The 11,488-nt window shown below is 69.0% G+C and carries 8 protein-coding genes, 1 pseudogene and 1 riboswitch; of the genes and pseudogenes, 5 read left to right on the forward strand and 4 right to left on the reverse strand.

What is annotated here, in order from left to right:
* The first annotated feature begins 3 nt into the window (after positions 1–3).
* Positions 4–150, forward strand: a riboswitch (adenosylcobalamin (AdoCbl) riboswitch).
* A gap of 8 nt (positions 151–158) precedes the next feature.
* A pseudogene (gene cobN / locus FXN61_RS26345) lies at positions 159–3,721 on the forward strand (cobaltochelatase subunit CobN).
* 35 nt (positions 3,722–3,756) lie between these two features.
* On the opposite strand, the gene FXN61_RS26350 reads toward cobN, so the two are convergent.
* The gene (locus FXN61_RS26350; protein WP_167976713.1) at positions 3,757–4,404 is read right to left on the reverse strand and encodes a helix-turn-helix transcriptional regulator; all 648 of its coding nucleotides are present in this window, start codon (positions 4,402–4,404) and stop codon (positions 3,757–3,759) included.
* 78 nt (positions 4,405–4,482) lie between these two features.
* On the opposite strand from FXN61_RS26350, the gene FXN61_RS26355 reads away from it, so the two are divergent.
* Positions 4,483–4,860, forward strand: coding sequence for a DoxX family membrane protein (locus FXN61_RS26355; RefSeq protein WP_167976714.1), 378 nt, complete (start codon positions 4,483–4,485; stop codon positions 4,858–4,860).
* Entirely contained in the window at positions 4,857–5,414 is a 558-nt protein-coding gene (gene folE, locus FXN61_RS26360; protein ID WP_167976715.1) for a GTP cyclohydrolase I FolE, read from the forward strand. Before FXN61_RS26355 ends, folE begins: the two co-directional genes overlap by 4 nt.
* Positions 5,415–5,683: 269 nt before the next feature.
* On the opposite strand, the gene FXN61_RS26365 is transcribed toward folE, so the two are convergent.
* Positions 5,684–6,265, reverse strand: coding sequence for an EF-hand domain-containing protein (locus tag FXN61_RS26365; RefSeq protein ID WP_376770739.1), 582 nt, complete (start codon positions 6,263–6,265; stop codon positions 5,684–5,686).
* 75 nt (positions 6,266–6,340) lie between these two features.
* Between FXN61_RS26365 and FXN61_RS26370 the strand changes: the two genes are divergently transcribed.
* Together FXN61_RS26370 and FXN61_RS26375 are read left to right on the forward strand one after the other, a co-directional pair.
* On the forward strand, positions 6,341–6,895 hold the full coding sequence (locus tag FXN61_RS26370; RefSeq protein ID WP_167976716.1) for an RICIN domain-containing protein: 555 nt from the start codon (positions 6,341–6,343) through the stop codon (positions 6,893–6,895).
* A 128-nt stretch (positions 6,896–7,023) separates the two neighbouring features.
* Positions 7,024–9,819 carry an AfsR/SARP family transcriptional regulator gene (locus FXN61_RS26375; protein ID WP_167976717.1) on the forward strand — a complete coding sequence of 932 codons (2,796 nt, stop codon included), beginning with the start codon at positions 7,024–7,026 and terminating at the stop codon, positions 9,817–9,819.
* Here the strand turns inward: FXN61_RS26375 and FXN61_RS55695 are convergent.
* Both FXN61_RS55695 and FXN61_RS26385 read right to left on the reverse strand, forming a co-directional pair.
* The gene (locus tag FXN61_RS55695; protein ID WP_167976718.1) at positions 9,759–11,261 is read right to left on the reverse strand and encodes a LuxR family transcriptional regulator; all 1,503 of its coding nucleotides are present in this window, start codon (positions 11,259–11,261) and stop codon (positions 9,759–9,761) included. The genes FXN61_RS26375 and FXN61_RS55695 overlap by 61 nt on opposite strands.
* The coding region (locus FXN61_RS26385; protein WP_223165604.1) for a hypothetical protein at positions 11,231–11,488 on the reverse strand (258 nt) is incomplete at its 5' end. The genes FXN61_RS55695 and FXN61_RS26385, both read right to left, overlap by 31 nt.

Here is an 11,488-nt window from a genome sequence, read left to right on the forward strand (position 1 = left end):
TAGGGTGAGCCCGAACGACGAAGCGCAGGAGGAAGCCGGTGTGAATCCGGCGCGGTCCCGCCACTGTGACCAGCGAACACAGCCGCTGGGAGTCAGGAACTCCGCTTCGTCTGTCACCCGCAACCTGGGGCGAGGACCCCACGAGGGATGGAGCCTGCGTGATTCTGCTGCTGTCGACCTCCGACACCGACCTGCTGTCGGCACGGGCGAGCGGAGCCGAGTACCGGCTCGGCAACCCCGCACGACTCACCACCGAGGACCTGCCTGCGCTCGTCGACGGGGTCGACCTCGTGGTGGTGCGCATCCTCGGCGGACGCCGGATGTGGGAGGAAGGGCTGGACTGGCTGCTCGCGAGCGGCTGCCGGTGGTCGTGCTCGGTGGTGAGCAGCAGCCGGACGCGGCGCTGATGGAGCTGTCGACGGTGCCCGGTGGCGTCTGCGCCGAGGCGCATCTCTACCTCGCGCACGGCGGGCCGGCGAACCTCACCGAGCTGCACAAGTTCCTCGAGGACACGATCCTGCTGACCGGGCACGGGTTCGCTCCGCCCGCAGCCACCCCCACGTGGGGCGTCCTCGAACGCGAAACCGAAGGGACCGGCCCGACGATCGCGGTGCTCTACTACCGCGCGCACCACGTGGCCGGGAACACCGCGTTCGTGCACGCACTGTGTGACGCGATCGAGGCCAAGGGCGGCAAGGCGCTTCCGGTCTTCTGCTCGTCCCTGCGCACGGCAGAGCCCGAACTCCTCGACACCCTGAGGAAGGCCGACGCGCTGGTCGTGACCGTGCTCGCGGCCGGTGGCACGAACCCCGCGAAGGCGTCCGCCGGTGGCGACGACGACGCGTGGGACGTCGGGGCGCTGGCCGCGCTCGACGTGCCGATCCTGCAAGGGCTGTGCCTCACGTCGAGCCGTGACTCGTGGGACGAGAACGACGACGGACTGTCTCCTTTGGACACCGCGACCCAGGTTGCGATCCCGGAGTTCGACGGCCGGATCATCACGGTTCCGTTCTCGTTCAAGGAGATCGACCAGGACGGTCTCACGGTGTACGTGGCCGATCCGGAACGGGCGCTGCGCGTCGCCGGCATCGCGGTCAGGCACGGCCGTCTTCGCCACATCCCGGTGTCCGAGCGCAAGATCGCGGTGATGCTGTCGGCGTACCCGACCAAGCACTCGCGGATCGGCAACGCGGTCGGCCTGGACACCCCGGCGTCCACCGTGCGCCTCCTCAAGGCAATGGGGGAGCACGGGTACGACATCGGCACCGAGCTGCCGGGTGTGGAGGAGCTGGACGGCGACGCGTTGATCCACGCGCTGATCGCCGCCGGTGGCCAGGACGCGGACTGGCTCACGCAGGAGCAGTTCGAGAGCAACCCGGTGCGCATCGCGGCGGCCGACTACCGGGCGTTCTTCGAGACGTTGCCGGAGGGCTTCCGCGAGTCGATGCAGGAGCACTGGGGCGACGCGCCGGGCTCGTTGTTCGTCGACCACTCGAAGTCCAAGGACGGCGAGATCGTGCTGGCGGCGTTGCGGTCGAACAACGTCGTGGTGATCGTGCAGCCGCCGCGCGGGTTCGGCGAGAACCCGATCGCGATCTACCACGATCCCGACCTGCCGCCGTCGCACCACTACCTCGCGGCGTACCGGTGGATCGAGTCGCAGTTCGGCGCGGACGCCGTGGTGCACGTCGGCAAGCACGGCAACCTGGAGTGGTTGCCAGGCAAGACCGTCGGCATGTCGGCGTCCTGCGGCACGGACGCCGCGCTCGGCGACCTGCCGCTGATCTACCCGTTCCTCGTCAACGACCCCGGCGAGGGCACGCAGGCGAAGCGGCGCGCGCACGCCACGCTGGTCGACCACCTGGTGCCGCCGATGGCCCGCGCCGACAGCTACGGCGACATCGCGCGGCTGGAGCAGCTGCTCGACGAGTACGGGAACATCTCCGCGATGGACCCGTCCAAACTGCCCGCGATCCGCGCGCAGATCTGGACGTTGATCCAGGCCGCGAAGCTCGACCACGACCTCGGCCTGGACGACCGGCCGCACGACGCGGAGTTCGACGAGTTCCTGCTGCACGTCGACGGCTGGCTGTGCGAGGTCAAGGACGTCCAGATCCGCGACGGCCTGCACATCCTCGGTGAGGCGCCGACGGGCTCGGTGCGGGTCAACCTCGTGCTCGCGATGCTGCAGGCACGGCAGATGTGGGGTGGTCAGGTCGCCGCGCTGCCCGGCCTGCGGGAAGCGCTGGGGCTCACGACCGCCTCTCGCGAAGACGTTGATGCCGTTGAGGAACAGGCGCGCGCTCTCGTCCAGGCCATGGAGGACGCCGGCTGGGATCCGTCGGCTGCCGCGGGTCTGCACGAATCTGTTGACGTGCAGAAGATCCTGGAGTTCGCTGCTGTCGAGGTCGTGCCTCGATTGGCGCGCACCACGGATGAGATGACCAACGTGCTGCACGCGCTGGACGGCGGCTACATCCCGGCCGGCCCGTCCGGTTCGCCGTTGCGCGGCCTGGTGAACGTGCTGCCGACCGGCCGCAACTTCTACTCGGTCGACCCGAAGGCCATCCCGTCACGCCTTGCGTGGGAGACCGGTCAGGCGATGGCCGACTCGCTGCTCGAGCGCTACCGCTCCGAGAACGATGGTGAGTGGCCGCCGTCCGTCGGTCTCTCCGTGTGGGGCACGTCCGCGATGCGCACGGCAGGCGACGACATCGCCGAGGTGTTCGCGCTGCTGGGCGTGCGGCCGGTGTGGGACGACCAGTCTCGTCGAGTCACGGGCCTCGAAGTGATCTCGTTGGAGGAGCTGGACAGGCCGCGCATCGACGTCACGGTCCGCATCTCCGGGTTCTTCCGTGACGCCTTCCCGCACGTTGTGTCCCTTTTGGACGATGCGGTGCAGCTGGTGGCCGCACTCGAGGAGCCAGCGGACCAGAACTTCGTGCGGGCGCACATGCTCAAGGACCTGGAGGAGCACGGCGACCAGCGCAGGGCCACGTTGCGCGTCTTCGGCTCCAAGCCCGGCGCGTACGGCGCGGGCGTGCTGCCGTTGATCGACAGCCGCAACTGGCGCGACTCGTCGGACATCGCCGAGGTCTACGCGGTGTGGGGCGGTTACGCGTACGGACGCGGGGTCGACGGTGTGGCGGCGCGCGAGGACATGGAGTCGGCGTACCGGCGGATCGCGGTGGCGGCCAAGAACATCGACACCCGCGAGCACGACATCGCCGACTCGGACGACTACTTCCAGTACCACGGCGGCATGGTCACGATGGTGAAGGCGCTGACGGGCAAGGCTCCTGCCGCGTACGTCGGTGACAGCACGCGTCCGGAGGCGGTCCGCACGCGCACGTTGACCGAGGAGACCTCACGGATCTTCCGCGCCCGCGTGGTGAACCCCCGCTGGGTCGGGGCTATGCGGCAGCACGGCTACAAGGGCGCGTTCGAGCTCCAAGCGACGGTCGAGTACCTGTTCGGGTACGACGCCACGACCGGCGTTGTCGCGGACTGGATGTACGAGAAGCTGACCGAGACTTACGTGCTCGACCCGGAGACGCGGAAGTTCCTGCAGACCTCGAACCCTTGGGCGTTGCACGGTATCGCCGAGCGCCTCCTGGAGGCGGCCGACCGCAAGATGTGGGAGCACCCGGAGCCGTCCACTTTGGACGCCCTCCGTGCCGCCTACCTGGAGACCGAGGGCGACCTCGAAGACGGCGCGTGATCGATGAGGGGAGCTTTCAATGGAAGCTCCCCTCATCAAGCTTGGTCCAGTCTCACGCAGCAGTGGCCGGGGGTGGGGTCGAGGCTGGCGGTGTGGGTGGTCGCGGCGATCCCGTCCAGCAGGCCGCTGACCAGGCACAGGTTCATCCCGCACACCAGCTGCGTGTGCCGTTGGGCCAGGCTGTGGAACGGGCAGTTGCCGAGCAGGATCGACTTCCCTTCGGCCCGTGGCTCGAAGCCCAGGTCGTTCAACGACTGCACGACATCGCCGTCCGCGGCAGCAGCCAGGTCTGAGCCCCATTCGTAGGCGCGCCGGTTCAAGATCTCGCGCGCCGGCTCGCCCGTGCTCTCCGATTCCAGCAACGCATCGGTGAGCAGATGGCTCGCGGCCTCGTAGCGCCGATCGGGCAACGACACCTCGATCTGCTCGCCCGACCGCCGGTAGAGCTTCGCCGGCCGTCCGGCGCCCGGCCCGGTCCGGCCGGAACGGCGCTGGTGGACCACGTCCAGCAACCCCATCTCGACCAGCTTGTCGAGGTGGAACCCCGCGGTCGTGCGGGGCAGGCCGATGGCCTCGGAAGCCTCGTCCTTGCTGATGGGCGCGGTTTGCCGCACCACGAAGTCGTAGAGCTTGCGCCGGTTCGGCTCGTCGAGAGTCGCGACGGCGGCAACGTGGTCGGCCATCTCTAAAACCCACTTCTGTTGACTAAATTCTGCCTGCGGCTCTAACGTTAGCTCAAGTTGTCGTTAGAAGGAGGAGTCATGACGGTCCTGACGCGCGCGGACCCGGCGACGCAGGCGTTCATCCTGCTGCGCACGGTGTTCACGGTGGCGCCGATCCTGTTCGGGCTGGACAAGTTCTTCAACCTGCTCGTCGACTGGCCCGTCTACCTGGCGCCGTGGATCGACTCGATCGTCCCCGGCAGCCCGCAGACGGCCATGTACGTCGTCGGCGTGATCGAGATCGTGGCCGGTGTGCTCGTGGCGGTCCTGCCGAAGTGGGGCGGGCTGGTCGTCGCGGCCTGGCTGCTCGGGATCATCATCAACCTGTTGACCCTGCCCGGCTACTACGACGTGGCGTTGCGCGACTTCGGTCTGCTGGTCGGCGCACTGGCGTTGTCCAGGCTGGCGAGCCGATGACCGAGCCGGTCGACGTCGAGGCGGCGCGGCAGGCGGTGGCCGACCTGTTGAAGGCACTGGGGAAGGACCCGTACTCGGTGCACCTGGCCGACACACCGCGCCGCGTCGCCGAGGCGTACGCGGAGCTCCTCACACCGCGAGCTTTCAACCTCACGACGTTCCCCAACGACGAGGGCTACGACGAGCTCGTGCTGGCGCGCGGGATTCCCGTGCAGTCGTTGTGCGAGCACCACATGCTGCCGTTCCACGGCGTCGCGCACGTCGGATACCTGCCGGGCGAACGGATCCTGGGTCTGTCGAAGCTCGCGCGGGTCGTGGAGATGTTCGCCCGCGACCTGCAGGTGCAGGAACGGCTCACCAAGCAGGTCGCCGACTGGCTGCAGGAACACCTGCGGCCCAAGGGAGTCGGCGTTGTCATCGAGGCCGAGCACATGTGCATGACGCTGCGAGGCGTGCGGGTCAACGGATCCCGCACCGTCACCTCCGCGCTGCAGGGCGTGCTGCGGAAGGATCCCGCGTCACGTCAGGAGTTCTTCACCCTCGTCCATTCCTAAGCATCTGGCTAGAAGTCCAGTCCGCAACCTCAGCGGTTCGTTGGCGCCGAGAGCATCTGCAAGTACCGCCAACTCTTGATCGAATCGCCTTCAACTACACCCAACATGTTTCTTCACCCACGGAACCGACACCGTGTGCTCGGGCCTGAAGCGACCTGTTGGTAGTAGTTACGCGCCTGTTGATGTTGAGTTGGTGGTACTTGCAGACGCCAGCGGGGCCAGGCGCGGGGTGGCTCGGCGATCAACGGGCAGGACCTTGGGCAGCCCGCTCAGACGGGGCCGAAGACGTAGGTGCCGGCGGCCTCCGCGTTGTCGCCGGCCCAGAACTCCAGCCACAGCTGGGCGAACTCCTCGCGCGACAGCCTGCCGTCACCGTCGAAGTCCAGCGAAGCGAAGTCGGTGGCACTGTCCTGCCCGAGCCAGGCGGTGATCATCGTCTGGTACTCGTCAGAAGAGATGTAGTCGTCGCGGTTCTCGTCCACGGCGGCGAACATCGCGTCCGCGGTGTCGGTGACCGCTTCCGGGGTCTTCGGCAGTGCGTCCACGATGCTCAGGACGTTGTCCACCGTCACACGGTCCTGGCCTGCGGCGGCCGAGAGGGTCGCCCACCAGCCCATCATCACCCCGGACAGCAGCTCCTCGTCGCTGCCGCGCAACGACACCCAGCGCGCGGTGAGGGCGCGGAAGTCGCTCTCGTCCAGGTAGCCGTCACCGTTGGCGTCCATCGCGCCGAACACCACTGTCACCTTGCGTCGCTGCAGGTCGCTGGCCATGCGCAGCACGATAGGCCGAACGTTGCAACGGAAACCATCGGCCGATCGGGTCCGAACCACCGTGACCAGGGCACTCACGCGGTGCCAACGAACTGCTCCCGTGCCGGGGGCGAGGCTGAGCGGGTCAGACCGGCCTCGCTCACTGGAGGATGGATGAGAATCTGGTTGCGCAAGGCGTTGACGCTCGCGGTGACCGCGGCGGCAGCGCTGTTCCTCGTACCGGCCGCGGCCGTGGCCGTGGAGCAGCAACCGCCGGCGGTACAGGGCATCAACCCCGGCACGTACCAGAACCTGATCAACAACTACCACCGCAAGTGCCTCGCGGTGAACTCGGCGGACAACCGCAACGGCAAGCCGTTGGTCCACTACGACTGCTACTCCTCGTACACCGACCAGTACTGGCGATTCGAGCCCATCGCGGCCGCTCCTGGCTACTACCGGCTCCGCAACCAGCGCACCGATCGATGCGTCGCCGCGGCGAACCCCAACAACGGGAAGCCCGTCGTGCAGTACGACTGCGTCGACAGCTACTACGACCAGTGGTGGCTGCCCGAGCTCATGCCCGACAACGTCCACTACCGGTTGCGCAACTACAAGAGCGGCCGTTGCCTCGCCGTTCCTTCGGGCGAAGGCCAGAACGGCGCGAACGCCGTGAGCTACAACTGCATCCTCGGCTACAACGACCAGTGGTGGCAGATCTGGCCGTGATGTGACCTCCTCCCTGCGCCGACAGCCCGCACCTGCCTAGCCCGAACGTTCGCAGCGCGACGGCAGAGCTTGAGCGAGTTGATCAGACCCGGTAAGCATGCTCTCCGGGGGCGCGGGGAGGAAACCAGATGACGGTGCGGTTCCGCCTGCTCGGTGATGTCGCGGCACAGGTTCACGGTCATCCGCTCGCGATCGGCTACGCGCAACTGCGATCGGTGTTGGCGGTGCTGCTGGTCGAGGCGAACCAGGTGGTGTCCGTCGACCAGCTGGTGGACCGGGTGTGGAGCGATCGCCGCCTTCCGCGCAAGCCGCGCGCCGCCGTCCAGCACAGCATGACCATGCTCCGCAACGCTTTGGTGCCCGCGGGTGTGACGATCGCCCGCAGGTCGACCGGCTACCAGCTCACCGTCGAGCCGGAGACCGTTGATCTGCACCGGTTTCGCCGGCTCGTGCACGACGGCCGCGCCGCCGGTGACGACGGTCGCGCCGCCACTCTGCTCGAGGAGGCGCTGAAGTTGTGGGGAGGGGAACCGTTCGCCGGTCTGACCACTGCTTGGCTGGATTCCCTGCGCGCCACGCTGGTTCAGCACCGGCACGCGGTCCGGCTCGAGCTCGTCGACGTCCAGCTCCGCCTCGGCTTGCACGCCGCACTGCTGCCTGATCTGGCGGAGTGGGCGGACGAGAACCCGTTGGACGAACGCCTGGCGGCTCAGCTGATGCTGGCCCTGTACCGCGGCGGCCGCCCTGCCGACGCACTGGAGCACTACCAGCAGGTGCGCAAGCTGCTGGCCGACGAGCTCGGCACCGATCCCAGCCCGCCGCTGCGGCGCCTGCACGAGCAGATCCTGGCGACCGACCCGGCGCTGACCGTGCCACACAGGCCGCAGATCGCGGTACCGCACCAGCTTCCGGCCCGGCCGCGCCTGTTCACCGGCAGAACCCGCGAACTGGCCGAGCTCGATGCCGCCCTGGGACAGGACACCGTGGTGATCACAGCGGTCGGTGGGCTCGGCGGGATGGGCAAGACCTGGCTGGCGTCGCACTGGGCGCACCAGCACCTCGACCGGTTCCCCGACGGACAGCTGTACGTCAACCTGCGCGGCTTCGACCCCACCGGGCAGCCGATGCCCGCCGCGACGGCGATCCGCGGCTTCCTCGACGCGCTCGGCGTCGCTCCCTCCGCCGTCCCGGTCGACGTGGACGCGCAGGCCGGGCTGTACCGCAGCCTGGTCGCAGGCAAGCGGATGCTGATCTTCCTGGACAACGCGGCCGACAGCGCCCAGGTGGTCCCGTTGCTGCCGGGGAGCCCGACGTGCGTCGTGCTGGTCACCAGCCGCCGGCACCTCAGCGGCCTGGTCGCCGCGCACGGCGCGCGGGCGCTGAAGCTGGACCGGCTGACCGACCAGGAGGCACACCGGCTGCTGGCGACGCACATCGGCGAGGACCGGCTGGCCGCGGAACCCGGCGTGACGACCGAGCTGCTGACCCGCTGCGCGGGCCTGCCGCTGGCGATCAGCATCGTGGCCGCCCGCGCCACCACGCATCCGGACTTCCCGTTGTCCGTCCTGGCCGACGAACTGCGCGAGCAGAACGACCTGCTGGACGCCCTGGACGCCGGCGAGGACCTGGTGAGCCTGCGGGCCGTGTTCTCGTGGTCCTACAACGCTTTGTCCGCTGAGGCGGCCGCCGTGTTCGGCGCTCTCGGGCTTGCTCCCGGTACGGACATCGGCCTGCTTGCCATCGCGAGCCTCACCGCGTTGCCCGCCGCCCGCGTCCGCACGTGTCTGCGCGAACTGGAACAGGCACACCTGGTCGCTCAGCACGCGCCGGGTCGCTACCGGATGCACGACCTCGTCCGGCTGTACGCGGCTGAACGTGCGTACCACGACACCGCCGCGGTCGAGCGGGTGATCGACTTCTACGTGCACACCGCGTACGCCGCTGAGCGAACGCTCGCTCCGCTGCGTCAACCGATCGCGATCGGATCGCCCGCGGAGGGTGCCGTTCCGCACGAGTTCGAGGACGAGACAGTGGCGGCGGCGTGGTTGACCACCGAGCTCCCGAACCTTCTCGCAGTGCAGAAACTGGCCGCGGAACAGGGTAGGCACGCCCAGGTCTGGCAGGTGGCCTGGTCGTTGGACACGTTCTTTCGAAGACGGGGCACTTATCACGACGGCGTAGCCGTGTGGCGGGCGGCGGTGGCCGCCGCGGACCACACGAACGACAGAGGCGCTCAGGCGATGACCCGAAGACATCTCGGCAACGACTGCGGGGGACTGGGGCTTCATTCCGAAGGCCTACGCCTGCTCCATGGTGCTCTCGCGATCAGCGAACAGACGGGCGATGTTCCCGGCCAGGCTCACGTCCATCACATCCTCGCCAGTCTGTGGCAGGGCCGTGGCGACTACCGGCAGGCATTACGGCACTCCGTTCCCGCCCTCCGTCTGTTCCAGGACATCGGCCTGTCGGCCCAGGAGGCGTGGGCACACGCCCAGGTGGGCTGGGACCAGGCCCAGCTGGGGATGTACGAGCAGGCACGCACCCACTGCGAGAACGCACTGACGTCGGCTCGCCGCCATCACGACCGCGAGGTGGAAGCGGACGCACTCGACACCCTCGGCTACATCGCCCACCACACCGGTGACCTGTCCCAGGCCCTCGACCACTACCGGCAGGCGCTCGGACTGTTCCGCGACATCGGTCACGACTACCTCGAGGCGAACATCCTCGAGCGCATGGGCCACACCCACCACGCTCTCGGGCACCACGACCTGGCACGGGCGACCTGGCAGCAGGCCCTCGAACTGTGCCAGGCCCAGCGCAGAGCCGGGGACGCCGCCGCCATCCGGCAGCTCCTGGACGATCAGTCCACGTCGAGTGCTTCCGACAGCTGCAAACGGCCGGAGACACCGAGCTTGCGGTAGATCCCGGACAGCACGCCCTCGACGGCGTCCGCGGGCATGAGCAACGTCGACGCGATCTCTTCGTTGGAACGTCCACGCGCCGCCAAAGCGGCCACCTGGTGTTCGGTCGGGGTCAGCGCCGTCGGCCCGGTCTGCCGCATTCGCCGAGGTCCGGCGCCCGTCGCCACCAGTTCGGAGTACGCCCGCGCTGCCATCGCGGAAGATCCGCACTTCTGCGCAAGATCCAACGCCTCACGCAGAGATGCGCGTGCACCGGACGTGTCTGCCTGACGCCGCAGGACCACGCCGAGATCGACCAACGCGCGTGCCAGCTCCAGGCGGGCGGGGGAGCACCGCAGCACACGCACGGCCTCTTCCAGCAGCGTCCGCCCGGCCGTTCCCGCGGTCACCCGGCCCGCCGCCCGCAACGCCATGCCCAACGCGCGCGGCGCACCCCACGCGCGTGCCAACGAGACTTCTTCCAGAGCGAGCTCGCGAGCCCGTTCACCGTCACCCATCGCCGCACAGGCCAGCGCCGCACCGGAACGCCACGCCAGAGCGGCGGGATTGCGGTAGGGCCACGACGCGCAATGCCGTCCAGCGGCCAGGAACGCCTCCAACGCGTCGTGGTCGTCGCCGCGCGCGGTCAGCAGCCTTCCGCGGACGGTCAGCAGTCCGCCGTACGACCACACGCGTCGTGCTTCGTCCGTCGAGGCCTCGGCGATCAACAGAGCGGCCTCGTCCAGGCGGCTTTCCTCGAGCAGGATGTCGGCGAGCAGCGCGGCGTGCCAGGTGGACACCGCGTGCCAGCGCCGGTCCTGGCGCAGGTGGTCGCCTGCCAGCGTGAGGTCGGCGCGGGCGCAGACGAGATCTCCCTTGCGGCGCTGGACGTTCGCGCGCATCACGTACGTCAGCGCGCGAAGTGCCGGCGGCTGGGCGCGGTCCACGTCGTCCAGCAGGGCCAGTGCCGCGTCCAGCGAGTCGGCGAGGTTCAAGGTCATCGCGGACGCCAGCGACGACACGGTGCTGTCGGCCGACACGAGCTGAACCGCCTCGGAGGCGCTGATGTCACCGACCATCACGTGGTGCAGCACCCCGGCGGGCGTGTCGAGCGAGACCGACGACGGCACGGCTTCCTGCCACGCCAGCCCGTGCACCGCCAGATGTGCTTGGGCCCACGGCGAACTGCCCGAAAGCACCTCCGGAATCTCGGCCGGCTTTCCCTCCGCGTGCAGGGCGTAAGAGAGCGCCACCGCGGATTCCGCATCGTCCTCATCGGACTGGAACGCCTCGCGCAACCGGGCCGTGGCGCCGGGAAGGTTGCCGACGAGCTCGGCGATGCCCAGCAGCCGCAACGCCCGCGACGGGTTCGCCACCGGCTCCCGCAACGCCCGCCACAGCAACCGCGCGGCACCGGACGTGTCGCCCTGGTTCACCGCCTCCTGCGCGGCCCGGTCGAGCACCTCGCCCGCCCACGGCTCCAGTCCGGTGAGGTCTCCAGCAGATGATCGGCCACCACCCGGTCCGTAGCGCCGTGCGTGCGCAACGACCGCGCTGCCCGAAGATGCAAAGCCGCCCGCGCGGGCGCGGGCATGTCGTCGAGAACCGGGGGACCGGCCACGCCGAGCAGCTCGACCGTCCGGACGGCCTCGGCGAGCTCGACCGGGCTCAACCCCGTCAGCTCGGCCAG

Origin of the sequence: Lentzea indica, from assembly GCF_012184385.1 — a bacterium.
Classification (GTDB): Bacteria; Actinomycetota; Actinomycetes; order Mycobacteriales; family Pseudonocardiaceae; genus Lentzea; species Lentzea indica.

Excerpts from the sequence above, each read along its gene's own strand:
- FXN61_RS26375 (WP_167976717.1), top strand. The coding sequence starts at position 7,024 with ATGACGGTGCGGTTCCGCCTGCTCGGTGATGTCGCGGCACAGGTTCAC.
- folE (WP_167976715.1), top strand. The coding sequence starts at position 4,857 with ATGACCGAGCCGGTCGACGTCGAGGCGGCGCGGCAGGCGGTGGCCGAC.
- FXN61_RS26355 (WP_167976714.1), top strand. The coding sequence starts at position 4,483 with ATGACGGTCCTGACGCGCGCGGACCCGGCGACGCAGGCGTTCATCCTG.
- FXN61_RS26370 (WP_167976716.1), top strand. The coding sequence starts at position 6,341 with ATGAGAATCTGGTTGCGCAAGGCGTTGACGCTCGCGGTGACCGCGGCG.
- FXN61_RS26350 (WP_167976713.1), bottom strand. The coding sequence starts at position 4,404 with ATGGCCGACCACGTTGCCGCCGTCGCGACTCTCGACGAGCCGAACCGG.